This window comes from Pontixanthobacter luteolus (assembly GCF_947494915.1).
Classification (GTDB): Bacteria; Pseudomonadota; Alphaproteobacteria; order Sphingomonadales; family Sphingomonadaceae; genus Pontixanthobacter; species Pontixanthobacter luteolus.
In genome coordinates this window covers 560,850-585,788 of the sequence record NZ_CANLWR010000001.1, presented here as the reverse complement: position 1 = coordinate 585,788, position 24,939 = coordinate 560,850, and the positions used below count along the sequence as shown (strand labels likewise).

23 protein-coding genes are annotated in these 24,939 nt (G+C 59.7%); 9 read left to right on the top strand and 14 right to left on the bottom strand.

Translation table 11 applies throughout. From position 1 onward, the window contains the following. The first annotated feature begins 13 nt into the window (after positions 1 to 13). Positions 14 to 1,771 (top strand): cation:proton antiporter domain-containing protein, encoded by a 1,758-nt coding sequence (locus tag PO778_RS02810; RefSeq protein ID WP_160729582.1) that lies wholly within the window; start codon positions 14 to 16, stop codon positions 1,769 to 1,771. A 54-nt stretch (positions 1,772 to 1,825) separates the two neighbouring features. Beyond that, a complete protein-coding gene (locus PO778_RS02805; protein ID WP_160729581.1) occupies positions 1,826 to 1,999 on the top strand; it encodes a hypothetical protein in 174 nt (57 codons plus the stop codon). A 2-nt stretch (positions 2,000 to 2,001) separates the two neighbouring features. On the opposite strand, the gene alaS is transcribed toward PO778_RS02805, so the two are convergent. From alaS to dapA, 14 genes are all read right to left on the bottom strand, one after another. Further along, complete coding sequence (alaS, locus tag PO778_RS02800) at positions 2,002 to 4,653, bottom strand: alanine--tRNA ligase (RefSeq protein WP_271438527.1); 2,652 nt, start codon at positions 4,651 to 4,653, stop codon at positions 2,002 to 2,004. Positions 4,654 to 4,733: 80 nt separating this feature from the next. Beyond that, the gene (locus PO778_RS02795) at positions 4,734 to 5,564 is read right to left on the bottom strand and encodes a class I SAM-dependent methyltransferase (protein WP_160729579.1); all 831 of its coding nucleotides are present in this window, start codon (positions 5,562 to 5,564) and stop codon (positions 4,734 to 4,736) included. A gap of 246 nt (positions 5,565 to 5,810) precedes the next feature. Beyond that, complete coding sequence (gene recA, locus PO778_RS02790) at positions 5,811 to 6,884, bottom strand: recombinase RecA (RefSeq protein ID WP_271438526.1); 1,074 nt, start codon at positions 6,882 to 6,884, stop codon at positions 5,811 to 5,813. A 195-nt stretch (positions 6,885 to 7,079) separates the two neighbouring features. Further along, positions 7,080 to 8,717, bottom strand: coding sequence for a DUF4139 domain-containing protein (locus tag PO778_RS02785; protein WP_271438525.1), 1,638 nt, complete (start codon positions 8,715 to 8,717; stop codon positions 7,080 to 7,082). Between the two features lie 12 nt (positions 8,718 to 8,729). Then, a complete protein-coding gene (locus PO778_RS02780; RefSeq protein ID WP_271438524.1) occupies positions 8,730 to 10,175 on the bottom strand; it encodes a DUF4139 domain-containing protein in 1,446 nt (481 codons plus the stop codon). Between the two features lie 196 nt (positions 10,176 to 10,371). After that, on the bottom strand, positions 10,372 to 10,992 hold the full coding sequence (locus PO778_RS02775; RefSeq protein ID WP_271438523.1) for a phage tail protein: 621 nt from the start codon (positions 10,990 to 10,992) through the stop codon (positions 10,372 to 10,374). Between the two features lie 127 nt (positions 10,993 to 11,119). After that, positions 11,120 to 11,737 (bottom strand): phage tail protein, encoded by a 618-nt coding sequence (locus PO778_RS02770; RefSeq protein WP_160729574.1) that lies wholly within the window; start codon positions 11,735 to 11,737, stop codon positions 11,120 to 11,122. A 77-nt stretch (positions 11,738 to 11,814) separates the two neighbouring features. Beyond that, positions 11,815 to 12,432, bottom strand: coding sequence for a phage tail protein (locus PO778_RS02765; RefSeq protein ID WP_202391577.1), 618 nt, complete (start codon positions 12,430 to 12,432; stop codon positions 11,815 to 11,817). A gap of 224 nt (positions 12,433 to 12,656) precedes the next feature. After that, positions 12,657 to 13,277, bottom strand: a complete 621-nt coding sequence (locus PO778_RS02760; protein ID WP_271438522.1) for a phage tail protein — start codon at positions 13,275 to 13,277, stop codon at positions 12,657 to 12,659. A 52-nt stretch (positions 13,278 to 13,329) separates the two neighbouring features. Continuing rightward, positions 13,330 to 13,947 (bottom strand): phage tail protein, encoded by a 618-nt coding sequence (locus tag PO778_RS02755; protein ID WP_271438521.1) that lies wholly within the window; start codon positions 13,945 to 13,947, stop codon positions 13,330 to 13,332. Positions 13,948 to 14,086: 139 nt separating this feature from the next. After that, a complete protein-coding gene (locus tag PO778_RS02750) occupies positions 14,087 to 16,558 on the bottom strand; it encodes a hybrid sensor histidine kinase/response regulator (protein WP_271438520.1) in 2,472 nt (823 codons plus the stop codon). After that, positions 16,555 to 17,160 (bottom strand): DUF2062 domain-containing protein, encoded by a 606-nt coding sequence (locus tag PO778_RS02745; RefSeq protein WP_160729572.1) that lies wholly within the window; start codon positions 17,158 to 17,160, stop codon positions 16,555 to 16,557. The genes PO778_RS02750 and PO778_RS02745 overlap by 4 nt, the downstream gene beginning before the upstream one ends. 119 nt (positions 17,161 to 17,279) lie before the next feature. Further along, positions 17,280 to 17,762, bottom strand: coding sequence for an SsrA-binding protein SmpB (gene smpB, locus PO778_RS02740; protein ID WP_160729571.1), 483 nt, complete (start codon positions 17,760 to 17,762; stop codon positions 17,280 to 17,282). Between the two features lie 30 nt (positions 17,763 to 17,792). After that, positions 17,793 to 18,674, bottom strand: a complete 882-nt coding sequence (dapA, locus tag PO778_RS02735) for a 4-hydroxy-tetrahydrodipicolinate synthase (protein ID WP_271438519.1) — start codon at positions 18,672 to 18,674, stop codon at positions 17,793 to 17,795. Between the two features lie 103 nt (positions 18,675 to 18,777). On the opposite strand from dapA, the gene PO778_RS02730 reads away from it, so the two are divergent. From PO778_RS02730 to PO778_RS02700, 7 genes are all read left to right on the top strand, one after another. Continuing rightward, entirely contained in the window at positions 18,778 to 20,736 is a 1,959-nt protein-coding gene (locus PO778_RS02730; RefSeq protein WP_160729569.1) for a lytic transglycosylase domain-containing protein, read from the top strand. A gap of 9 nt (positions 20,737 to 20,745) precedes the next feature. Continuing rightward, positions 20,746 to 21,249 (top strand): transcription elongation factor GreB, encoded by a 504-nt coding sequence (gene greB, locus PO778_RS02725; RefSeq protein ID WP_271438518.1) that lies wholly within the window; start codon positions 20,746 to 20,748, stop codon positions 21,247 to 21,249. Beyond that, complete coding sequence (locus PO778_RS02720) at positions 21,246 to 21,740, top strand: hypothetical protein (protein ID WP_271438517.1); 495 nt, start codon at positions 21,246 to 21,248, stop codon at positions 21,738 to 21,740. The genes greB and PO778_RS02720 overlap by 4 nt, the downstream gene beginning before the upstream one ends. A 59-nt stretch (positions 21,741 to 21,799) precedes the next feature. Beyond that, the gene (gene rlmN / locus PO778_RS02715; protein ID WP_160729567.1) at positions 21,800 to 23,056 is read left to right on the top strand and encodes a dual-specificity RNA methyltransferase RlmN; all 1,257 of its coding nucleotides are present in this window, start codon (positions 21,800 to 21,802) and stop codon (positions 23,054 to 23,056) included. After that, complete coding sequence (locus PO778_RS02710; protein ID WP_160729566.1) at positions 23,053 to 23,661, top strand: class I SAM-dependent methyltransferase; 609 nt, start codon at positions 23,053 to 23,055, stop codon at positions 23,659 to 23,661. The genes rlmN and PO778_RS02710 overlap by 4 nt, the downstream gene beginning before the upstream one ends. A 41-nt stretch (positions 23,662 to 23,702) precedes the next feature. Further along, positions 23,703 to 24,350, top strand: coding sequence for an MOSC domain-containing protein (locus tag PO778_RS02705; RefSeq protein WP_271438516.1), 648 nt, complete (start codon positions 23,703 to 23,705; stop codon positions 24,348 to 24,350). Positions 24,351 to 24,498: 148 nt separating this feature from the next. Continuing rightward, the gene (locus PO778_RS02700; protein ID WP_160729564.1) at positions 24,499 to 24,879 is read left to right on the top strand and encodes a glycine zipper 2TM domain-containing protein; all 381 of its coding nucleotides are present in this window, start codon (positions 24,499 to 24,501) and stop codon (positions 24,877 to 24,879) included. Positions 24,880 to 24,939 lie beyond the last annotated feature (60 nt).

Sequence of the window (24,939 nt, the reverse complement as noted above, 5' to 3'; positions counted from 1 at the left end):
GTAAGCTGCAGCAATGGCTGGGGAACTCGATACTTCGTCAATGGGTGACGCGCTGGTGATTCTCGGCGCTGCCGGGCTTGTCATCCCGGTGTTCACGCGTTTCCGGATTACTCCGGTGATCGGTTTCATCCTGATCGGGATTGCCGTTGGGCCATTCGGGCTGGGTAAGCTGGTCTTCGACGCACCCTGGCTCTCTTACGTGACTATAACCGACCCTGAGGCTTTGGAGCCTTACGCGGAATTCGGGATAATCCTGCTGCTGTTTACCATCGGGCTGGAACTGTCCTTCAAGCGCCTGTGGCAAATGCGCAAGCTGGTGTTCGGCCTGGGCGCGCTGGAACTGCTCATTATCGGCTCCATGCTGGCGATTGCGCTGGCCATGATGGGCCAATACTGGACCGGCGCGCTGGCGCTGGGCTTTGCCCTCGCCTTCTCGTCAACGGCAATCGTCTTGCCGATTTCCGGCACATCGTCACCCGTTGGGCGCGCTGCGCTGTCCATGCTCCTGTTCGAAGACATCATGATCGTTCCGATCATCTTCATTCTCGGTGCGATGGCACCCAATGCGCAGGGCGAAGGTTGGGAAGGAATGATCACTACCCTGTGGCAGGGCGGACTGGTGGTTGCTGCCTTGCTCGTCATCGGCCGTGTGGCCCTGCCCCGGCTGTTTGCGCAAGCTGCCCGCACCAAAAGCCCGGAACTGTTTCTCGCCGCCAGCCTGCTCGTCGTCATCGGTGCCAGTCTAGCGACTTCCGTGGTTGGCCTCTCGCCCATCGTCGGCGCGCTCATTGCTGGCCTGCTGATTGCCGAGACCGAATATCACGGCGAGGTCGAAGGGATCATGGAGCCGTTCAAGGGGCTCGCCCTTGGTATCTTCCTGATCACCGTCGGGATGAGCATCGACCTGACCACGATCTGGTCCAATTGGTGGCCAATTCTGGTCGCGGTCGTCAGCGTGCTGACCTTCAAGGCATTTGTCACCGGGTCGCTGCTGCGGATGATGGGCGCGCGCAGGAGCACTGCGGCAGAAACCGGTATTCTGATGGCCAGCCCGTCGGAAACGACCTTGATCGTCCTTGCTGCGGCGAGTTCAGCCATGCTGATCCAGCCGGGCACCGCGCAGTTCTGGCAAATCGTAACGGCCATCGGCCTCACCATCACTCCGCTGCTTGCCCGGCTGGGCCGTGTGATCGCGAGGCGGGTTGAACCAGCGCCAGAACTAGAAGATGTCGACCATACGACTCCGCCTGTGATTATCATCGGCGCGGGGCGTGTCGGACGGCTGATTGCACAAATGCTGGATGCTCACGGCAAGCCCTATATCGCCATTGATGCCGATGCCGATCTGATCGAATCGGCCAAGCGCAAGGGCTACCGGGCGACCTTTGGCGATGCGGCCCGCGGCGACGCGATGACAAGGCTCGGCGTGGACCGTTCCCCCGCAGTGGTCCTGACCATGGACGAACCGGTTCTGGCTGAACGACTCACGCGCAAGCTGCGCAAGGAGCACCCTGATCTACTGATCGTAGCCCGCGCCCGCGACACGGAGCACGCAGCCCAGCTTTACCGCGCCGGCGCCAGCCACGCAGTGCCGGAAACGCTGGAAAGCTCGCTTCAATTGTCAGAGGCTGTGCTGGTCGATATCGGCGTTGCGATGGGTCCGGTAATCGCGTCAATTCACGAAAAGCGGGACGAATTTCGCGCCCAGATCGAAGAAAAGGGCGCTCTGGATTACAAGCCGAAACTCAGGACTTCGACCGCCGAAAGCTGACTATCTCGAAACCAATCTTGCTCCAGTCCGTTGAAAAATCGAAGGAGATTTTCAATGAGCAGCAAGCAAGACCCATCGAAGCCGGTTTCGAACGACGAGAAATTCAAACCTCAGAACGTTCAGGACGAAAGCCACGGCAGCGTGAGCAGCAGTGGCCGTCAGGACCGCAACATTGGCCACGACGTCTCTCGTGGTAGCGAGCCGGAAACCGAAAACGCTTCCGGCTGATCTCAGGCAGCCAATTGGGCCCGTACGGCAGCAAGCGCCTCCTCGGCCTTGCTTCCGTCTGGTCCGCCGCCCTGGGCCATATCGGCGCGGCCCCCGCCGCCCTTCCCGCCCAATGCTTCGACACCGGCACGGACCAGTGCAACCGCATCGAACTGGCCGGTTAGGTCGTCAGTGACCGCAACTGCAAATGTCGCGCGCCCATCGTTCACTGCCACTGCGGCAGCGACACCCGAGCCAAGCCTCGACTTTGCTTCATCCAGCAGTCCGCGCAGCTCTTTTGGATTGAGACCATCCAGAACCTGACCGGAAAACTTCGTACCAGCGATCTCTTCGTCAGCCGGGCCAGCGCCGGCCCCACCCGCACCAAGCGCGAGCTGCCTACGGGCTTCGGCCAATTCCTTTTCCAACGATTTGCGCTCATCAACCAGCGCCGCGACCCGGCCGGCCACTTCGTCAGGCGATGTTTTCAGCGTGCCGGCGACTTCTTTCAGTGCCTCTTCACGGTCGACCAACCAGTTTCGCGCTGCTTCACCGGTTAGCGCCTCTATCCGCCGCACACCTGACGATACCGCCGATTCCGACACGATGCGAAACACACCGATATCGCCAGTCGCGTTCACGTGCGTTCCGCCGCACAACTCGACCGAGAAATTGCGTTCTCCATCAGTCTTGCGCCCCATGGAAAGAACGCGGACCTCGTCGCCGTATTTTTCACCGAACAGGGCAAGAGCTCCTGCCTCGACCGCATCATCAGGGCTCATCAATCTGGTCTGGACCGGGTCGTTCGCGCGAATTTCTGCGTTCACTTCTGCTTCGATCGCAGCGATATCTTCCGCAGTCATAGGTTTGGGATGCGAGAAGTCGAAGCGAAGCCTGTCCTCGGCAACCAACGACCCCTTCTGCGTAACGTGTTCCCCAAGGCGATTGCGGAGCGCGGCGTGCATGAGATGCGTGGCAGAATGATTTGCTCTGATCCGGTCTCTTCGATCAGCATCTACATCAAGATGGACCGTATCACCGACGGCGATTTCACCCGCGTCGATTGTGGCCTGGTGGGTGTGCAACCGGCCGAGTGGCTTGGATGTGTCGGAAACAGATGTCTTCAGGCCTTCTGGTGTCCAGATGCTGCCAACGTCACCGGACTGGCCGCCGCTTTCGCCATAGAATGGCGTTTGGTTAGTAAGCACGGTCACCGTCTCGCCTTCGCCAGCGGATTGCACCTCTGCCCCATCCTTGACCAGCGCGACAACCCGGCCCTCGCCCGTGGTCGCGGTATATCCGGTGAATTCGGTGCTGCCTTCGCGTTCCGCAATGTCGAACCAGATTTCCGTCGAAGCTGTGTCGCCAGAACCCTTCCATGCGGCGCGCGCGGCGGCCTTTTGACGCTCCATCGCGGCATCGAAGCCGGGGCGATCGACGCCAATATTTCGTGTGCGCAGGGCATCTTCGGTAAGGTCATATGGGAAGCCGAACGTATCGTAGAGCTTGAACGCAGTTTCCCCGTCCAGCTCGTCGCCTTCGGCCATGTCGCCGGTGGCTTCGTCCAGCAGTCGCAGACCTTTATCCAAGGTCTGGCGGAAGCGTGTTTCCTCACGCTCCAGCACTTCCTCGATCAAAGCCTGGCCGCGTTGCAGTTCCGGATAGGCCTGTCCCATCTCGGCAACCAGTTCCGGCACCAGGCGGTGCATGAGCGGCTGTTTCGCGCCCAGAATGTGAGCGTGGCGCATGGCCCTGCGCATAATGCGCCGCAAAACATAACCGCGACCTTCATTCGATGGCAAAACCCCGTCGGCGAGCAGGAAACCGGTCGACCGCAAATGATCTGCGATGACCCTGTGACTCGCCTGATGTTCGCCAGAGGCGGCTACGCCGGTCAGGCTTTCGGATGCAGCAATCAGGCTTCTGAATGTGTCGGTATCGTAATTGTCATGCACGCCCTGCATGACCGCAGCGATCCGCTCCAGCCCCATGCCCGTGTCGATCGATGGTTTCGGCAGAGGCGAGCGTTCTCCATCTGCGCCTTGATCGAATTGCATGAAAACGAGATTCCATATCTCGATGAACCTGTCGCCATCCTCATCGGGCGATCCGGGAGGGCCACCCGGGATATGCTCGCCGTGATCATAAAAAATCTCGCTGCACGGTCCGCATGGACCGGTATCGCCCATCGACCAGAAATTATCATTGGTCGCGATCCGGATGATGCGCTCTTCGGGCAGTCCGGCAATCTTGCGCCACAGGTCGAACGCCTCGTCATCGGTATGATAGACGGTGGCAGTCAGCTTGTCCGCTGGCAGGCCCCATTCTTTCGTCAACAGGTTCCAGGCATTCTCGATCGCCTGTTCCTTGAAGTAATCGCCGAAAGAGAAATTTCCCAGCATTTCGAAAAACGTATGATGCCGCGCCGTGTAACCGACATTGTCGAGATCGTTGTGCTTTCCGCCTGCGCGAACGCATTTCTGCGAGCTTGTCGCACGCGGTGCCGGCGGTGTTTCGAGCCCGGTAAAAGCGTTCTTGAACGGAACCATACCCGCGTTCACGAACATCAGTGTAGGGTCGTTATACGGAACCAATGGTGCACTGGGCACGACGGCATGGTCCATGCCCCCGAAATAATCGAGGAAAGAGCGGCGAATGTCGTTGGTCGATTGCATGGCCTGCAATTAGGGTCTCAGCGCATCAGCGACAAGCCGATAAACGCCCGGTTTGCTCCGCGTTCCGAAAATCGGCCACCTTATCCACGAGCAAGCCGGGCACTGACGATCCATGCGCCAGCACGAAGGGCAATGATACCATCTACGACATTGTTCGCGAGGAAGCGCCGCATGCGGGCCAGAAAATGGGCATGGTCATGCGTGTCCAGATTGCGGGATGCCCGCGCCGCAGGCCCGATACGCTGGAAAAATTCTGCTGCATCTTCCACCGCATCCGGACCAGTGCCCGCAATATAGGCGTAATCGACCGGAATGAAGTTGATGTCGATCCAGCCGGCATCGCGCAGCACGCCATCAACGTGCGACTGGTCCGCGAATGCGAATGGACCAGGTGAAAAGCGATCTGGCGGATAGGTTGTGCCCGGTGGCAAGAAGCTTTCGATACGTTCTGCCCACAGATTGTCCTCCAGCGCGCGGAAGCAAGAAAACACCAGCCTACCGTTGGGGGCCGCGATGCTTGCAAGGTGTGAAAAACTGGCAACCGGATCGGGAAAGAACATCACCCCATGACGGGAAAAAAGCAGGTCGGGCGCAAAATTATCGCGTTGCCATTCTCCCGCATCGGCCAATTCGAAGGACACATTGCCCAGCCGCGATCCGCGATGGCGGGCGACCTCGATCAATTCCTCGCTGACATCGACGCCGACAATTTCGGCACCCGGATGGCCGCGGCCAAGCGCCAGTGACATCTCGCCGGCTCCGCATCCGATATCGAGAGCGCGCATGATCGGGCGTTCGCTCAGCTTGGCCATCAGCTGGTCGGTGAGCACGCCGAAGCTTCGGTCGGTGCGCTCCCATTCAGAGGCCCAAGAGACGCCTACTCGCGTCTGCCAATCGCTTTTGCTGGTCATTTCTTAGCGCCCCGCCACATCAACATTCTCCTGCGGCGATTGCACAGCGATTTATCTTCCGCGTCAACCCACTGGCATCGCTAACGGAAAGTAACGCTGCGAATGATCTTACTCGCTCGATGCCTCAATTGCGTATCTCAACAAAGAAAAACCGGCGCGGGCCAGAAAGGCACCGCACCGGTTATCCATTTTCCCGGACGCTGGAGATCTAGCTCCCAACTGGTCGTCCGCTTGAAGAGATTGTGATCAGTCCTCGTCACTGGCCTCCGTGTCCGGGCCTGTCATCATCTCTTCGGCGACCTCGTCGGTGCGGCCGCGGATCGCAGCTTCCAACTTGTCGCGCATCTCTACATTCTCATCGAGGAAATTCTTCGAATTCTCACGCCCTTGTCCGATGCGGACCGAGTCATAGGAGAACCACGAACCCGATTTCTCGACCAGTCCGGCCTTGACGCCCAGATCGAGAATCTCGCCGGTCTTGGAAATACCCTTGCCGTACATGATATCGAATTCGACCTGCTTGAATGGCGGTGCGACCTTGTTCTTGACCACTTTGACGCGGGTCGAGTTGCCAATGACTTCGTCGCGGTCCTTGATCTGACCCGTGCGGCGGATGTCGAGGCGTACCGAAGCATAAAATTTCAGCGCGTTACCGCCGGTGGTGGTTTCCGGGTTACCGTACATCACACCAATTTTCATGCGCAGCTGGTTGATGAAGATCACCATGCACTTCGAACGGTTGATCGAGCCGGTCAGCTTGCGCAGGCTCTGGCTCATCAAGCGGGCCTGCAAACCGACATGGCTGTCGCCCATTTCGCCCTCAATCTCGGCCCGGGGCACAAGCGCCGCAACCGAATCGACGACCAGAACATCAATCGCGTTCGACCGGACCAGCGTGTCGGTAATTTCCAGCGCTTGCTCACCGGTATCGGGCTGAGAAATGATCAGCTCATCAATATCGACGCCAAGCTTCTTGGCATAAACCGGGTCCAGGGCGTGCTCTGCATCGACGAATGCAACGGTGCCACCAGCCTTCTGCGCTTCTGCCAAGACATGCAGCGCGAGAGTGGTCTTGCCCGAGCTTTCCGGCCCGTAAACTTCGATGACCCGCCCCTTCGGCAAACCGCCGATGCCAAGAGCAATGTCGAGACCAAGCGAACCGGTCGAAATCGATTCGACGTTCATCGCCTCTTTCGAGCCCAGCTTCATCGCCGAACCCTTACCAAATGCGCGGTCAATCTGTGCGAGTGCCGCGTCGAGCGCCTTCTGACGGTCCACGTTCTTTTCCTTACGTTCTACCAGCTTTAGACTTGCTGCCATGACATGCGCTCCATCGGTTGCCTAGGTCGGTGATAAACTCATCAACTGTTGGAGTATGTACCCACTTTGTTCCGGTAGAACAAGGGGGGAACGAATTTTTATTGTGAAAGGCCGTTTTCCGAGCCGCCCGGCGGTGCTTATTCGCCCGGGCTACCGCACTTTACAAATCTTCAGGTCAGAAATTGCAAAGGTGCGTCAGGCACCGGGCGCACGGATCTGCCAGCTGAACTCACGGGTTTTACCCGCCGGCACGCGCACTTCCATAATCTGCGCACCGTCCTTGATCCGGACCTTCGCAGGTGTTCGGCGGGTTTCCCATTGGCCAGCTGCGCCCAGCACGAGACGGAGGCGAACCGGCTCTGAATTGGCATTGGAAATCTTGGCCTTCATATTATGCCATTTGCCGGTATCAGGGTCGCCTCGTGTCGTCGCAGAGCATTCAGCAAACACATTGGTGCTTTGCGCCAGAGTAAGTTCGATCTCCTGACCTTTGGCATAATCGCGGATCGTCTGTTCATTGACCAACAGATCACCGGCAGAGGATGGTTCGAACAGGGTGAAACCGCCCATCGGCATTGCCACACCCAGCCCATGCTCATCATCGTTCTTGGTAAAGAACATCAATTCTGCCGGTTCGAGCTCGTCGTCAAAATAGTCAAAGGGTGCGCAGCCTGTCCGGTAGAAGAATTCCCCGCGAACCTTGTCCTTATTCAGGAACGCGACCTGCTTCAGGCCCTTCGCTGAAACGCTCACCCTTTCCGGCACGCGGTACAGTTTGAGATCGCCCAACTGCTCTTCGCCCGCCTGCATCCCGATTGCTGCAAGCGCGAGGGGAGATTCCATCATCTTGCGTTGGACACGTGATCCGGTCACCACGATTGTATCGGATGCATACATTGGCGGAGCAGGAGGAGGAGGCGGAGACGGGATCATCTGGCGGATCGGAGTGCCATCACCGGTGCTGCCCAGCGGATAGCAGGTCAGACGCATCGGGCGCGCCTGCGGCGGATCTGAGAGGCTTTGAAAATCGCTTTCAACGTTCAGCGTCCCGGCGACCGCCATCAGGTTTGCGTCATTAAAACTCTGCCCGTTGTCATTGAGCAGCGTCAGCCACGACAGCAGCCGCAAGCCAACCGCGCCCTTGGCACCTGACCTGTCCAGCGTGGCGACATAATGCGCCTCCCAGTCAAAGCCCCAAGCCAGATAAGTCAGCGTGACCTGATATGTGCCGCCCGTATCGTCGCGCGTGTCGATGCTGAAAACCGGGCGCGCGGAAAGGCCCGCTGGCACTTTATCGAAAGTCAGCTTTTCCGGCAGGCCCGAACACCGCACTGCTTCGAAGCCATCGCCTGTCTGAAGCACGAGGCCGCCATCGGCACGCGTGCGGACGATGGCGGATTGCGAGGCGCTGATACCTGTCGCAGGGTTTGTACGCGTGATCCGGACCCGGTTGCCCAGTGTGCCATCGAGCAGCGCCGCAGGGGAAAGAAGGTCCGCGTTGCGGTTCTTCTCGATCGTGCCGCCCGCCAGACCGGTAACAATCGCGGTGACCGCAACCATCCCTTCTGCCACGCCTTCGAACCGGATAGTCGATTGCCCTTGCGGCAAAGTTACCGTCCGGACCTCCGAAATCATGGCGAAGCCTTCCGGCCAATCACCGTCCATCGCTTCATCCGCACCCCGGTCGGGATCGCGGTACATGGTGACCGATATATCGGAGGGCTCTGACGCTTCGACTATCTGGCGCGCGCCAGCCGGTGATGCGACCACAAGCGCCAAGGCGCCGAGCAGCGCGAGGAAAGATGATGCCAGGAAAGACAATGTCCGGGCCACGGCTCTGTGCCCTTAATACCGGGTTGCAAAAATTACGCGGAACTCGCGTTCACCATTGGCCGGAACCGGCACGACCCATTTTCGCCGGTCGGCATTGATCTGGACCCCGGATTCGTCTTCGCTGACGATGCGGTAGTCGCGCGACCACCAGCCGCGATCGAGTCCAGCCTGCACCAGATCGAGCTCGACAGCCTCATCCTTCGCGTTGGTGATCGTGTAACGCATGGTTGTTTGCCAATACTTTTCGGGCCTCTCTTCATCAAGACGCGCGGTTTCGTTGCCGTCCTGATAGACAACATAACGCCGGGTCTTGATCCACTCGCCAGAGGTTATTTCTTCGCGTTTTTCCACCTCGGCCTGAACAAATATGTCAAACGCATCGCCGGTGCGAAGCGAAAGCTCGCTGCCGGTCGGCGTGTGGCCAATGGTGTTCTCGCCGATAAATTGCGGAGTGCCCTGGCTGTCGCGCTGATAGAAACGGACTGTGCCTGCTGGCAGGGCATCGCCCAGCCCGCCCTGGCTAGACGTGTTGAAGGATATCTCGCTCGAAACGTTCTGCGGATTGCTGTCATTGCTCAGCCAATTAACCGTCCGCCGATAGACCTTTTTCGCCGTTACGCCCTGCACGTCGAGGAAACTGACCTGCTTGGTCTGCTGATTGGCAATCGTCGTTCGTGCATCGATTGGATAGAGATAGAAATCTCCGACCTGCTCGCGGCCCGAAGACTCAGTCCCGGCACGCACCATATTGCGCTGGCTGCGCCCGCCGCCGAACCGGCCATTGGGGCTACCGGCAACCAGCAATGTGTCGGCGTTGTGAAACGTCGTACCGGTCGTGTTTGTCAGCGTGACCCAGCCCTGCATATCGATGGTGCTGTCCCCATCATCGAACAGCGCAACATAGTCTGCGGTCCAGCCAAGGCCGGGCGTCAGATAGCGGATCGCTGCCGGGCGCACACCGGAACGGGTGCTTTCGACATTGACCGATAACGTCGGGCGGGCGCGCAGGTTCGGCGGCACCCGGTCGAACACCGCGCGGACAGGCAAACCGTCATCACGCAGCACCTCGATCCGGTTGCCGATTTGCACGACCACGCCGCCAGCCGTGGAGAGGATCTTTGCTCTCTCGCGTGTTTCTGCGCCGGTTGCAGGGTTGGTGCGTACAAGCGTGATCGTCTGGCCAATGGCTTTTTCCATCAGCTTGCCGGGGGTGAGCAGGTCGAAGTCGAAATTCTGTTCGATGATAGCAGTGTCGCGCGCGGCAAAACTCAGGGTTTGAGCACGGATCTGGGCCGACACATCGGGAAACTCGATCCGGCTGCGGCCACGTGCAATATCGAGTTGCCGGATGTCCTGCACCAGCGACTGGCCATTCTGGTAAATCGTGACCGAAACATCGCCCTGTGCGGTCTCGTCTGGATCGGGGACCGATTGCGCAGCACCCGCCGCAGCTGCCATCAAACCAATCAGGCCAATTCCGCAGCTAAACTTCCGTGCAGTCCGCATGTTCGATCCCTTCCCCTGTTTGCGGGTCAAGCCCGCGTAGTATCGCAGCACCTTCTCCAATTCCCGGGCCGTAGTCAATCGACTGACCTCCCACAAAAAAGGGCATGCAAACAAAGCTGCACGCCCTTTCCTGATTGCCACCTGAACGTTAGGGGCGCGGCGGGTACGGCCCTTGTGTGACGACACAGAAACGCAGGACCGTGTACGGGCTGATCGCCATAACCGGTTCCCCTTCACCGGTATTGCCAATCACTACCGAGCCAGAGTGCAGCGCATTGGCGGCGACCGGTGCTTCTACATTGGTGTAGATATCGGCATCGGTCGAACGGCTGAGGGCATTTCCGCTGGGGTTTCCGGAATCGGCAGCCACTGTCGCATTGGAAAGTAGCTGGGCCGGATGCGAATGCGCAGGGATGTTATCGGTGATCAGTTGAAAGTTCTCAGCCCCTCCGGTCTCACCGACGCTGCGCCCGGAAAGGTCCGGGCCCGCGCCTGCATGCATCGGCATACGGCCGCGCAGATCGGGCACGTTGAAACTGGTCTGGCCATCACCGCCGAACTGAACTCCCATGACCGAGAACAGCGAAGCATTCTGAGCAATTGGCAATGCCTGTCCGCTGGTTTCCACGCTGCCCGCCGGGCAGAATGAGCCGGTAAACATGAATACCTGACCAAGATACATTTCTGACTGCGCTGCGGCAGGTGCTGCCCCAAGCTGGGCGGCGGTTCCAATTGCCGCAACATGTATGATTGATTTTAGAAATTTCATAAGCGCTCCGTTCAGGCAAGCAAAGGGGTTTTGGGCAGCAGGTTGCCGTCCAGCTCAAAACCGAATTGATATAATGCAAAGAATGTGGAGGCGCGAACATCGCCGCGCCTCCTACCAGTTCACTAAATCAGTTGCGCGAAGGGAAGATACCCTGAGTTACGACGCAGTAGCGCATGCCGAGATACGGGCTGCGCTTGCTGACAGACTGACCTCCGCCATTGTTGTTGATGAACAAGGTGCCCGGGTGCATCGCACCTGCCGCGGTCGGCGGGGAATTGTTCGAATAGATCGTCAGAGTTGACCGGGCGAGAGCGTTGCCGCCAGGATTACCGGTGTCCGCCTGAACCGCGTTTTCGGACCTGACTTCACCTGTGTGATTGTGCGACGGCATCTGTGCAACACTCAGGGTGAAACTGGTCGAACCGCCGCGTGAACCCTGTGGAACGGTCGGAAGACCTGGACCCGAACCCTGTCCGATTGCTGCCCTGCCCCGCAAATCGGGAAGGGCAAAAGTCGTACGGCCATCGCCGCCATAGATCGTCCCATAGAGCGAGAAGAGCGCAGTGTTCGAACTGATCGCCAACAACTGCCCTGCGGCTTCGGCGCTTGCACGCGGACAGAAATTGTATCCGACCAGCATCAGTTCACCGATGTACTCATCGGTGCCCGCTGCGGCCGGTGTTGGCGCGGACAGCAAGGCAGCAGGTGCTGCGGCCAGTGCTGCGATTTTAAGAATGTTCTTCATGGAAAATACCTTATCAATTGGTTGCCCGCCAGAACCAAGCTGCGGGCTGTGCGTTCAGCGAGTGCCTTTGCGGCGCGTCAATTGCGCGACGGGAAGACGCCCGAATTCACCACGCAGTAACGCATGCCAACATACGGGCTACGCTTGTTAACGGGCTGATTTCCGCCAGTGTTGTTGATGAACAAAGTGCCCGGATGCATCGCACCTGCAGCGGTTGGCGGGGAATTGTTCGAATAGATCGTCAGGGTCGAACGCGCGATGGCGTTGCCGGCAGGATTGCCGGTGTCCGCCTGAACCGCGTTTTCGGACCGAACTTCGCCAGTGTGATTGTGCGAAGGCATCTGGGTAATGTTCAGAGTGAAGCTGGTCGAACCGCTCTTTTCACCCCACCGAACAGTGGGAAGACCGGGGCCTGAACCTTGGCCAATCGGTGACCTGCCGCGCAAATCGGGAAGACCGAAACTGGTACGCCCGTCACCACCAAATGTCGTGCCGTATAGGGAAAACAGCGCCTGCCACTGCGCGATGGGCAGCAACGCACCGTTCGCCTCAAAACTGCCCCGGGGACAAAAATTGTAGCCGACAAGCATCAGCTCACCAAGATATTCGTCTACACCCGCACTGGCCGGAGTTGCAGTGCTCATCAGGGCTGCTGGCGCTGACGCGATTACAGCCAGTTTTGCTATTCGTTTCATGATGTTCCCCCATCAAATCGATAAAAGATCGAAGCCGAGTTCCCCGATCTCGTCAGACATTTGTACTGGAGGACCCGCAAACCACAAGGCGCGGGCAGCATTTTGTCGGTTTCATACAACCCGAACAAACTTCGTGCGCGCTCCGAACCGAAACGCTCAGTCGGAACAATTTCATGAGGGGCGCATGGCTCAATGCGCCCCTCACTTTTACCAATTCCGCGTGATCAATTGCGTGACGGATAGATGCCTTGCAATGCGACGCACCAACGCAGCGTAAGATAAGGCTGGACGTTGTAATGCGGCTGTCCGCCGCCCCCACTTGCCACAGCAATCGATTGTGGATGCAGCGCATCCGCCGCGTCGGGCGCGCTGTTATTCGAATATATCTGCGCGCCGCGAGCCAAGGCATTTCCGGCCGGGTTGCTGGAATCAGCCACAGTCTGACCTTCAGCCCTTAGCAGCGCTGTGTGGCTATGCGGGCCGACTTCGGCGCCGGTCAGTGCGACACGCTCAACTCCGCCGCGCGAACCTTGCGGATAGGTGGAAAGGCCCGGCCCGGTGCCAGTGTGGATCGGCACGCGGCTGCGCAAATCCGGCAGCGCAAAAGTGGTCCGGCCATCGCCGCCGTAAATCGTCCCGAGCAGGGAAAATAACGCCGTGTTCTGCGAAATCGGCAGCAATTGGCCGTCCGCATTTGCCCATTCACGCGGACAAAAGGTCGATCCATTTAGCATCAGCTGGCCAATGAACTGGGTGCCTCCTGCTTGCGCGTTTGCCTGGGTGGTAGGCAGCAAAGCCAACGAAGCAGTTGCTGCGGCAATCATCGATAGTTTCTTGAAGGTCATCTGACCGTCTCCTGAAAACTGGTTGTGACGAGTGTTAGTCTGAGAATCTGCGTCAGTTGCGCGATGGGAATATGCCTTGCAGCGAAACACACCAGCGCAGCGTCAGATAGGGCTGGACATTGTAATGCGGCTGTCCGCCACCCCCATTTGCCACGGCAATCGATTGTGGGTGCAGCGCATCCGCCGCGTCGGGCGCGCTGTTATTCGAATATATCTGCGCGCCGCGCGCCAGAGTATTCCCAGCCGGGTTGCTGGAATCAGCCACAGTTTGACCTTCAGCCCTTAGCAACGCTGTGTGGGTATGCGGGCCGACTTCGGCGCCGGTCAGTACGACACGCTCAACTCCGCCACGCGAACCTTGCGGATAGGTGGAAAGGCCCGGCCCGGTGCCAGTGTGGATCGGGACACGGCTGCGAAGATCAGGCAGCGCGAACGTGGTCCGGCCATCGCCGCCATATTGCGTGCCCAAAAGCGAAAACAGTGCCTGATACTGGTTGATTGACAGCAAAGTGCCATCCGCATTGGCCCAGCCGCGAGGGCAGAAATTGAACCCCACCATCGCCAATTGGCCGATGAAAGGTTCAGACGCCTGCGCATTCGCAGAAGTTGCCGGTAATGTCATGGAAAGCGACAATGCTGCCGCGCCGAAAGTGATCTTCAATTTCTTCATCGAGTTAATCCCCCTTAGTAGTGGTGATCACAACCCGATGATTGCCAATTCTTCCGCTAGAAGCGGCGCTGGCCTGACACGAAACTCTCGCAAGAGCTCAAATAATGCAAGGCCGCTCAACAATAATTTTCGGTTCTGGTCAGGAAATCTTGCCCATGACAGACCCGACGCACTCGCTAATTTCCTGCACGCTGAATGGCTTAGCTATGAAATGCATGTTTTCGACATTAATCTCGCGGCGCAGCTGTTCTTCTGCATATCCGGACATAAACAGCACAGGCATATCGGGATTGGTCTTGCGCAGTGCCTTTACCATGGTTGGGCCGTCCATTCCGGGCATCACCACATCCGACAGGATCAGGTCGAACTCGCCGCCATTTGCTATCGCGGCCAGACCTTCCTCACCATCGCTTGCAGTGGTGACGGTGTATCCGGAGCGGGTAAGCGCACGCTCTGCAACCGCGCGAACCATGTCTTCGTCCTCTACCAGCAATACGCGTCCCCCGCCGGACCATTCGCTGGCCGGTTTTTCAGGGTTGGCTTCTGCTTTTTGCGGAACTGCGCCGTGGTGGACCGGCAGGTAAATCGTAAAGCGGGCACCGCTGAGCCGCCCATCGGCGCCCGCAATGTTGTCTGCGAAAATGAACCCGCCGGATTGCTTGACGATCCCGTAGACCGTCGACAGACCTAGGCCGGTGCCCTTGCCCTGTTCCTTCGTTGTGAAGAACGGTTCGAATATCTTGCCGAGCGCTTCTGGCGGAATGCCGCCCCCTGTGTCGGTCACGACGAGCACGGTGTAATCCGACACCGGGATAATCTCCGAACCCATCTTGCGCACGTCCTTGGCCATCACACGGCGCGTAACCATCGACAATTCGCCGCTGCCATCCCCGCGGGCCTGCATCGCATCGCGTGCATTGACCGCCAGATTGACGATCACCTGCTCCAATTGCTGCGGGTCCGCACGAACCGGCCCCAGATCGCGGTCATGGCGCACCTTGAAGGTGATCTTGGCGCCCATCAGGCGGCGCAGCAATTGGCTCACCTCGCTCAGCACATCCGGCAATTGCAGAACTTGCGGCCGCAGCGTCTGCTGGCGGCTGAAGGCCAGCAACTGCCGCGTCAGGCTGGCAGCGCGGTTCGAATTCGCGCGGATTTGCTGGATATCGTCATAATCGCTGTCGCCCGGCGTGTGACGCAACAGCATAAGGTCGCAGTAACCGATAATCGCGGTGAGGACATTGTTGAAATCATGCGCCACGCCGCCCGCCAGCTGGCCAACGGCCTGCATTTTCGTAGCCTGCGCGACCTGGCGTTTGAGACGGGTTTCCTCGGTGGAATCGGTCAGGCTCAGCAATACTGCCGCTTCTCCCAATCCGCGCACACCGGCGAGGCCCAGCGAAACCGGGTCATCGGGCTGGGTTTTCAGGCGGATCGCCATATCGCCATTGCTGGCCGGCCCCTTGCCGAACCGGCGAACCGCGTCGGAAAGCGCCGTCTTGTCTTCGCGCACCACCAGGTCGGAGGGATATTGCGGTACGCCCTGACCGTCGCGGTCCACGGCGCGCAGAAAAGCATTGTTGCCGAACAGGAAGCGCCCGTCCCGATCAGTCATCGCGAGCCCTAGCGGCAAGGCACCCAGCAGCGCCTCCAATTGCGGGGTCGCTGCGGTGTTGGCAGGTTCGCCGCCGGCACCGATGCCAACGCCGCTTTCGATCAGCAGCATCAGCGATGCATCGCGCCCCCCGGCCGAAAGTGCAGGAGACGGCACAGCCGGGTCGTGCAGCGGCACCTGCACCAGTTGCTGCGGCGGCCCTTTGCGCCCCTCTCGCGCGAAAAAGATCCGGTCGCGGTCGTCAGTGCGCAGATAGGTCACGAATTCCTGACCGGCCAGAGTGGCTGAAGCATCCCCTGCCGCACGGTCGGCAAATCCCGCGCTGGCAGCAATGATTATGCCGTCATTTCCGACAAGTGCAGCCTCGATCCCGGCGCGGGAAAGCAATTGCCCGGTCAGCCCGCCAATCCAGTCGAGCACCGCGCCTGATGTATCCGCGCCATCTACTCTGGTGAACCGCCAGATAAGATAGTCATCGCCGCGCCCGGCGCGTTCAGCCTGCGCGTGCCAGCCTAGATTACCGTCGGTTCGAACAAGGTCCGAAGCATCGGCCTTGCCATCGCGCCATGCCTCGCGCGCGGTTCGCGTCAGCGCCTCCAGCGATGGACGGTCAAGCGGAAGGTTCGGCGGGGCAATGCCGGTGCCGAACCAATCGCTGAATGCAGTGTTGGCGCAGGTCAGGCGGTTGGCACGGTCGGTCACCGCGACCGCGACACCGTCCTGCTCGATTGCTGCGACGGTCACCGACCAGTCGGGCGGCGCGAGCTCTTCACTGGCAGGTGCAGTCTGCAGCCGGCCAAAGGCAAATACCGCAGCGATCAGCGTCAGCACGCCGCCGCCATACACCGCGGCCAGCACGGTGCTGCCGCTGGCGAGCCACAAGATTGCGGTGCTGATTACAAAGGCCAGCGCCAACCCCGCGATGTAAACCAGTGAGCGGTTATCCAGCGTGCCGTCAGCCTGGCGCAGCAATTGCGCCTCCCCCGATTTTGTCATCCTTCTGAAGCCCCAAGACGTTCGTCCAGCCGTGCTTCCATCCTTTTAAGCCGCTTCTTGCGCTTTCTTGCAACTACGAACCGCCAAATGAGGCCCGCGATCAGATATCCGAGCGCCGCACCGATAACCGCGAGCACGACAAAACCGAAGATCGTCACCAAGACAGTTACGCCCGCGCCTTCGAACAATTCGATCAGCCACGCCCAACGGCCGCTGGCCATCTCGGTTTCAGCGGCCCCGCCAGTTGCCACCTTGTCAATCTTCAGGATGAAGCTGCCGATACGGTTGGCAACGACAGCCCAGAGAGGGAAGGTAAACGGGTTCGTGATGAAGGTCACAAGCGCGGAAAGCGGTACGTTTGCACGCGCCGGCAAGGCCAGGAACGCGGCGAGGAATATCTGTCCGACGGGAATGATGAAGCCGGCAAAAACGCCCAGCGCCACCCCGCGTGGGACGGAACGGCGCGTAAACCGCCACAGTTCCGGCGCAAGAAAACGATGTGCGATCGGCGCAAGGTACTTGTTGCGCGCCATTTCCTCACGCGTCGGCGTGTATTTGCGGATAATGTCCGCAAGGAAAGTCTTGGAGCGAAAATTTACCATTTGTGCGGGCGCCCAATGCGCCCGGTCCCGCGCAAGCGCAAGGGTCCAGATGGGATTTTCGGCGAAGCGGTCATGTCAGGCGATATGGGTACCTGAACCCGGAAAGACCAGCGCGCGGATCAGCCTTTTTCGCGCAGCACGCGCTGCTTGTCGCGCTTCCAGTCGCGGTCCTTGATATATTCGCGCTTGTCCTGCGCCTTGCGCCCCTTGGCGAGGCCCAGCTCGACCTTGGCACGGCCGGTTTTGTTAAAATAAATCGATAGCGGCACCATCGTCATGCCCTTCCGCTCGACCGCGCCCATCAACTTGTTGATTTCGCGCTGGTTGAGCAGCAGCTTGCGTGGCCGCTTCGGCTCGTGGTTGAGCCGGTTGCCGTGGCTGTATTCGGGGATGTTGGCATTGATCAGCCAGACTTCGCCATCCTTCGCCTCGGCATAGCTTTCGGCAATCGTCGCCTCGCCGGCGCGCAGGGCCTTTACCTCGGTGCCTTGCAGAGCAAGACCCGCTTCGAACTTGTCCTCGACCGCATAATCGAACCGCGCCCGCCGGTTTTCGGCGACCACCTTATGCTTGTCGAAGGTTTCAGGTTTGGGACGTGCCATGATGGGTGCGCATGTAGGGAGCAGTCCCCACTAAACCAACCCCGCATGTTCGAGCGCTTCGTCAACTGCCTTGCGGCTGGCATCGCTGGCATTCACCAGCGGCAGGCGCACATCGCATTCCACCCAGTCATGTACGCGGGTCAGCGCATATTTGACCGGCGCCGGGCTGGCATCGGAAAACATCGCATAATGGAGCGGAAACAGCCGGTCGTTGATCTGGCGCGCCTTCACCAGGTCATTCGCAGCAATTGCCTCGTGAAATTCGGCGCAAAGGGCGGGCGCCACGTTGGCGGTTACCGAAATGCAGCCTGCCCCGCCCGCTGCGGAATGCGGCAGCCACAACTCGTCATTGCCCGACAATTGGCAGAAATTCGCATCCAGACCCATTCGGTGGTCGGCCACGCGCGAAAGGTCGCCGCTGGCATCCTTGATCGCGACGATCCGGTCAGGATATTTGCTGACCAGTTCAACAACGGTCTCATCCTCGATATCGGTGACCGTCCGGCTCGGCACATTGTACAGAACGATCGGCAAGTCGCTGTTTTCTGCGAGGAAGCTGAAATGCGCGATCAAACCCGCCTGACTTGGCCGATTGTAATATGGGGCAACGCACAGCCCCGCCGCAGCGCCAGCTTTCTGTGAGAAGTTCATATGCAACAGGGCATTGCGCGTATCATTGCTGCCGCAACCCGCGATCACCGGAACGCGGCCAGCCGCCTGTTCGATGCAAATTTCAATGACCCGGTGATGCTCTGCATTGGACAACGTCGATGCTTCGCCGGTGGTGCCGCAGGGCACCAATGCCTTGCTGCCGGATTCGATTTGCCAGTCGACCAGCCTGCGAAAAGCAGCCTCATCAATCGATCCATCGCGAAACGGTGTCACCAGAGCCGGAATTGAACCCGAGAACATTTGCGTAATCCCATCTAAAGGCGCAAAAGAATCGAAAGAAAATTCGAACTTTCCCTGCGCACAGGCGTTTCATTCAGCGCCTGATAAGGAGCCGCCCCCTACTATGTCCAGCATGGACCTCAAACGACTGCCTCTAATCGCACTTCTCACCGTTCCGGCGCTGACCGCGTCTGCCCCCGCTTTTGCCCAGCCTGCAAGCAGCTGGGATCAAGCCCGCGCAGAAATGGTGGCCAAGGCACCAACCCGAATGGCCCAGGCTATCGACCGGTGGGAATTCCTGATCGGCAACGACCGGATGGGTTTCGATGACTATGCCGGTTTCGTGCTCGCCTATCCCGGTTTTCCGCAGGAAGCGAAATTGCGCATCCGTGCAGAAGATGCGCTGGACAACGAACCTGTCAGCTCGGAACGGCTGGTCGCCTATTTCGACGCAATGCCGCCGCTGACCAACAGCGCGAAGGCGCGGTACGCACTTGCCCTTTCTGCCGTTGGACGAACGGAAGCCCGCGAAGTTGCGCTAGAGGCGTGGCGCGGCGGTGAAATGTCCGGACCATCCTCCGCCTATCTGGAGGGGCTTTTCGGATCGCAGTTCACACAGGCCGACCACGATGCGCGGATGGATGCGCTGCTTTGGCAGGGTGATGTAGAGAGCGCACGGCGCCAGATCGCCAAGGTTTCGCCGGGCAAGCAAGACCTCTACATGGCGCGCCTTGCCTATTTGAAACGGGAAGAGCCCGATAGTGTGGGCATCGCTGTTCCGGCAGAGGCCGCCCGCGACCCGGGCTATCTTTACAACCGCATCCGCCATCTCCGCGCCTCGGGACAGGGCAGCACTGCGGTGAACCTTCTTGCGAGCCGGCAAAGCTTCAGCGAAATTCCGTTCGATTCCGAAAGCCTGCTGACTGAGATGCTGCGCCTTGCCCGTACCGGCAATGCGCGCCAGTCACAGCAAATCGCGGCTAAGGTCGACGATATGTTCGTACAGGGCGCCGACATCAGCACGCTGAGCTATCGCATCCGCGACGATTACACGTCGCTCATGTGGCTTGGCGGAACCGACGCCATGTGGAAGCTGGGCGATCCGGATTCTGCAGCACCGCTGTTCTACCGTTATGGTGCTGCCGCACAAACGCCGCAGACCCGGTCGAAAGGTTTCTATTGGGCAGGTCTGGCTGCACAGCGTGCGGGCGATATTGACGGCGCCAACCGGTATTACGAAATGGCCGCGAGCTATCCCGACCGTTTCTATGGCCTGCTTGCGCTGAACAAGCTGGGCCGCGATGTCCCTGCCCTTGCAAATAACGCCAACGCTGCACCAACCAGAGAACAAGCCGCTGCATTCAGCGCATCTCCGCTGGCCAATGCAGTGCGTGAGGTTTCCCGCGGTGCCCCGTGGCGCACCGGTATCCAGTTCTACCGCGCGGTTGCACAGCAGGCCGATACACTGGCTGAGCATGCGCTGGTGGCTGATCTGGCCCGCGAAACCGGACGGCGCGATCTTGCCGTAAACGTTGCAGAAGCGGCTGCGGCAGACGGTCATGATGAATTTGTCGCCCAGGGTTTCCCCACACTCCAGACGCCTCCGGGCACGAACTGGACGATGGTTCACGCGATCTCGCGGCAGGAAAGCCAGTTTGCCCAGAACGCCATCAGCCACGCCGGTGCGCGAGGGCTTATGCAACTGATGCCGGGCACCGCCCGCGAACAGGCCGGAAAGCTGGGTATGCAATACATGTCGGCCAATCTGATCGACAGCCCAAGCTACAACATCCAGCTTGGTGATGCCTATTTTGCGCGGATGCTCGCCTATTATGATGGCGCCTATCCGCTGGCGATTGCGGCCTATAATGCGGGTCCGGGCAACGTGAACAAGTTCCTGCGCAGGAATGGCGATCCGCGGACCGGCAGTGTCGACTGGATCACCTGGATTGAACAGATTCCGATCTACGAAACCAAGAACTACGTGCAACGGGTGCTCGAAAACGCAGTCGTCTATGAACATCTCTACCCTGACAAGGCGCGCTATGGCACGCCGCGCAAATTAGAGACCTATCTGAACTGAGATAGCTCGGTGAAACCCGGCAACAATCCGATTACGCCATCCGGAATGGCTGCGCTGAAGGCGCGCTATGACCATCTGCTCGGCACCGAAAGGCCCGAGATCGTGGAGATCGTCAGCTGGGCCGCCGGTAATGGCGACCGCAGCGAAAACGGCGATTACCTGTATGGCCGCAAGCGGATGCGCGAGATCGACCGCGAGCTAAAGCACCTCTCACGCCGGATGAAAGACGCGCGTGTGCTTGATCCGGCAGACCAGCCGGACAAGACACGCGCGTTTTTCGGGGCCGTGGTGGAATTGGCGGACGAGGACGACAATCGCAGAACTGTGACCCTTGTCGGTGACGACGAACAGGACGCCAGCGATGGCCTGATAGGATGGAGTTCACCCATGGCGCGCGCGCTACGCGGGGCGGCGCTGGGCGACCTGCGCACGGTCAAGCTGCCGGCAGGGGACAAGGAATGGGAAGTCGTCGCGATTGACTATCCCGCGAAGTTGGACACTATCGCTTCGTGATCAACCACCGCGTCATGATCGTGCTGGCCATTGCGGCGTTGGCTGCTCCGGTTTCTGCAAGGGACAGCCTGGGCATTTTTGCCGATTGGGGTGCATTCCGGGACCCCGGTGTGCCGCGCTGCTATGCCATTGCCAAAGCCGCCCCCAGCACGCTGCAGCGCGACCAGCAGCCCTATGCAAGTATCGGCACATGGCCAAAACGTAATGTACGCGGCCAGGTGCATCTGCGGCTCAGCCGGAACATTGCTGAAAATGCGCCGATCAGGCTCAGCGTCGGCGATAGCAGTTTTGAGCTTACCGGTTCCGGCGCGAATGCCTGGGCGCGCGACAAGACCATGGATGCAGCCATCGTCGCGGCGATGCGGTCTTCGCGGCGCATGACCGTCCGCAGCCGCGATGCGAGCGGCCGGAATTTCTCGAATACATACGATATGGACGGCGCTGCAACCGCGATGGATGCCGCCACAGTAGGCTGCGCCAGCATCCGCTGATCGCCCGCTTATCGCAAAGCTGGCAAAACCGTCCCAGCCGCACTATATGGCGCCCTCTCATGGCCGATACAGCACTCATGTCGATTCCGGGGCAAGTTGATCCCGTTCCTGTCGCGCGCGACATCACCCCGCGCAGCGACGGACGTACCGACTTGCTTGGCCTGCCGAAGGCGCGCATCCGCGAACTGTTCGAAGAAGCCGGTCTGGACCCGAAGCAGGCAAAGCTGCGTTCGAAGCAGGTCTATCACTGGCTCTACCACCGCGGCGTTACCGATTTCGACGCCATGACCGATATCGGCAAGACCATGCGCCCGTGGATGAACGAGCGTTTCGTCGTTGGCCGGCCCAACATTGTCGAGGCTCAGCATTCGTCCGACGGCACCCGCAAATGGCTGCTTAAAACCGACGATGGGCACGAGTTCGAAATGGTTTTCATCCCCGATGAAACACGCGGCACGCTGTGCGTTTCCAGCCAGGTCGGGTGCACGCTCAATTGCCGTTTCTGCCACACTGGCACGATGCGGCTGGTGCGCAATTTGACCCCCGGCGAGATTGTCGGCCAGGTCATGCTGGCACGCGATGCACTGGGCGAATGGCCAAAGGGCCGGATGGACATTGGCGACGACGAAAGCGAAACCGAATACCGTGCTGACGGGCGTCTCCTGACCAACATCGTGATGATGGGCATGGGCGAACCACTCTACAATTTCGATCATGTGCGCGATGCGCTGAAACTGGTGATGGACGGTGAAGGCCTTGCCCTGTCCAAGCGCCGCATCACGTTGTCGACCAGCGGCGTGGTTCCAGCAATGGAACGCTGCGGTGAAGAGATCGGCGTGAACCTGGCTGTATCGCTTCACGCCGTGACCAAGGAAGTTCGCGACGAGATCGTACCGATCAACAAGAAGTATGGGATCGAACAACTGCTGGAGGCGTGCGCAGCCTACCCCGGCGCGTCCAATGCCCGCCGCATCACCTTCGAATATGTGATGCTCAAGGACAAGAACGACAGCGACGAAGATGCGCACGAACTGGTCCGCCTGCTCAAGCATTACGACCTTCCTGCCAAGGTAAACCTGATCCCGTTCAACCCCTGGCCCGGCGCACCGTATGAATGTTCCGCCCCGGACCGGATCAGGAGCTTCAGCAACATCGTGTTCGAGGCCGGGATCAGCGCGCCAGTGCGCACCCCGCGCGGACGCGACATCGATGCGGCTTGCGGCCAGCTGAAAACCAGCGCGGAGAAAAAGAGCCGCGCCCAGCGCGACCGTGAGGCTGAGGAGGCCGCATCGGCCGAGGCTCAGTCCGGCGAGTGAGCGACGAGGCGACTCTCGCCTATTACGAGCGTCAGGCGCCTTACTACACAGCGTCTACCGGCGAATTTCACCACCGCCACCTCGACCCATTCCTCGATCGGCTGGCCGAAGGCGCACGAATTCTCGAACTAGGCTGCGGCGCCGGGCGCGATGCCAGCCGGATGGCCGAACGTGGGTTCGATGTCGACGCGACCGATGGCGCAGCAGCAATGATCAAAAAAGCGAAAGAGCGGTTTGGCATCGATGCACGCCAGCTGCGTTTCGATCAGATTAGTGCCGTATCTGAATATGACGCGATCTGGGCCCATGCCAGCCTGCTCCATGCGACGAGAGCCAGCCTTCCCCAAATTTTGCAATCAATCCTGACGGCGCTGAAACCAGGCGGCTGGCACTTCGCCAATTTCAAGCTCGGAGATGCTGACCATCCCGGCGAAGGGCGAGACAAGCTGGGCCGGTGGACCAATTTGCCCGATGCAGATTGGCTTGTGGGCCGCTACCAGGATGCAGGCTTTATCATCGCAGAAACCGAACGCTATGAAGGCGGAGGCTGCGACGGGGTCCAGCGTGACTGGCTGGCCCTGACGGTGTGCAAGAACGAAATCTGACGCCGCACGCCACGGGGAGGATAAAGAGGGGAGACAAGACGATGGAAGTTGAAGTCACGCATCTGCTCGCCGGAAAATCCCGCCCCTTTCGCGGCGAAGAAATGAGCGCGATCGCCAAGCTCCCCCTCACCGGGCCGCAGCATATCACCGAACTCGGGCTGGAAGCGGATGAGCAGGCCGACACCAAGGTGCATGGCGGGCCGCACATGGCGGTTCACCTGTATCCACTGGACCACAATGATTTCTGGCGCGGTGAAATCGGCGACCATCCATTGCTGAACGATGCTGGTGCATTCGGCAGCAACCTGGCCGTCAGCGGACTGACCGAAGATGCGGTCCATATTGGCGACCGGTTCCGCTTGGGTAGCGCGCTCCTTGAAATCAGCCAGCCCCGCCAACCCTGCTGGAAAATCGAGCACCGGTTCCGGCAGAAAAACATGGTTGCCACCATCCTGAAGTCGGGCCGATGCGGCTGGTATTTCCGCGTGATCGAAGCCGGGACCGCCGAGGCGGGGGACGCACTCCGAAGGGTAGTGACTGGATGCAGTGATTGGACTGTGGAACGCGCCTTTTCAGCGATCTGGGGCAATCCCAATGCTTTTGGCGATAGCGACATCGAACAACTCGCGGATTTGAAAACACTGACACCCAAATTACGCGAGAAAATGGCCGCGCGGATCGCGCATTGAGCCGCCCTTCCTTTCACGACTGGTCGGATTAGCGGCTCATTTCGGCGCAGAGTCCGCCCACAGCAGCGCCGTTCATCTGGCGTTGTGGACCTGATTGCCAACCCGCCCGTTACGATAGGCACAAGCATATCACCGGAAAGGCCATGCAATGAAAAAGACAATGATCGCAATCGCCGCAGCATCGCTGACGCTGCCCATATCTGCCCCGGCTCTGGCCGATCCACCCGCGCACGCCAAGGCATATGGCAAACGCGCCAAGGACCGCGCCAGCATTTATGATGACCGCGGGCGTTACTACGAACCGCGCCGCCTGAGCCGCAACGACCGGGTATGGCGCGGCGACAATGGCCGCTATTACTGCAAGCGCGACAACGGCACGACCGGTCTGATTATCGGCGCAGGCGTCGGCGCGCTGGCTGGTTCGGAACTGGCCGGCCGGGGCGACAAGACCCTTGGTGCAATCATCGGTGCGGTTGGCGGCGGCCTGATCGGGCGCGAGATTGACCGTGGCGAGCTGCGCTGCCGCTAAGTCCGGCTGGCCGTTTCAGGCCCGTCTGTGAACGAATTGCTCCTCGCGGCGGCTTTGCCC

Coding starts and splice junctions, on each gene's coding strand:
- PO778_RS02810 (WP_160729582.1), top strand. CDS start 14: ATGGCTGGGGAACTCGATACTTCGTCAATGGGTGACGCGCTGGTGATT.
- PO778_RS02805 (WP_160729581.1), top strand. CDS start 1,826: ATGAGCAGCAAGCAAGACCCATCGAAGCCGGTTTCGAACGACGAGAAA.
- alaS (WP_271438527.1), bottom strand. CDS start 4,653: ATGCAATCGACCAACGACATTCGCCGCTCTTTCCTCGATTATTTCGGG.
- PO778_RS02795 (WP_160729579.1), bottom strand. CDS start 5,564: ATGACCAGCAAAAGCGATTGGCAGACGCGAGTAGGCGTCTCTTGGGCC.
- recA (WP_271438526.1), bottom strand. CDS start 6,884: ATGGCAGCAAGTCTAAAGCTGGTAGAACGTAAGGAAAAGAACGTGGAC.
- PO778_RS02780 (WP_271438524.1), bottom strand. CDS start 10,175: ATGGCAGCTGCGGCGGGTGCTGCGCAATCGGTCCCCGATCCAGACGAG.
- PO778_RS02775 (WP_271438523.1), bottom strand. CDS start 10,992: ATGAAATTTCTAAAATCAATCATACATGTTGCGGCAATTGGAACCGCC.
- PO778_RS02770 (WP_160729574.1), bottom strand. CDS start 11,737: ATGAAGAACATTCTTAAAATCGCAGCACTGGCCGCAGCACCTGCTGCC.
- PO778_RS02765 (WP_202391577.1), bottom strand. CDS start 12,432: ATGAAACGAATAGCAAAACTGGCTGTAATCGCGTCAGCGCCAGCAGCC.
- PO778_RS02760 (WP_271438522.1), bottom strand. CDS start 13,277: ATGACCTTCAAGAAACTATCGATGATTGCCGCAGCAACTGCTTCGTTG.
- PO778_RS02755 (WP_271438521.1), bottom strand. CDS start 13,947: ATGAAGAAATTGAAGATCACTTTCGGCGCGGCAGCATTGTCGCTTTCC.
- PO778_RS02750 (WP_271438520.1), bottom strand. CDS start 16,558: ATGACAAAATCGGGGGAGGCGCAATTGCTGCGCCAGGCTGACGGCACG.
- PO778_RS02745 (WP_160729572.1), bottom strand. CDS start 17,160: ATGGTAAATTTTCGCTCCAAGACTTTCCTTGCGGACATTATCCGCAAA.
- smpB (WP_160729571.1), bottom strand. CDS start 17,762: ATGGCACGTCCCAAACCTGAAACCTTCGACAAGCATAAGGTGGTCGCC.
- dapA (WP_271438519.1), bottom strand. CDS start 18,674: ATGTTCTCGGGTTCAATTCCGGCTCTGGTGACACCGTTTCGCGATGGA.
- PO778_RS02730 (WP_160729569.1), top strand. CDS start 18,778: ATGTCCAGCATGGACCTCAAACGACTGCCTCTAATCGCACTTCTCACC.
- rlmN (WP_160729567.1), top strand. CDS start 21,800: ATGGCCGATACAGCACTCATGTCGATTCCGGGGCAAGTTGATCCCGTT.
- PO778_RS02705 (WP_271438516.1), top strand. CDS start 23,703: ATGGAAGTTGAAGTCACGCATCTGCTCGCCGGAAAATCCCGCCCCTTT.
- PO778_RS02700 (WP_160729564.1), top strand. CDS start 24,499: ATGAAAAAGACAATGATCGCAATCGCCGCAGCATCGCTGACGCTGCCC.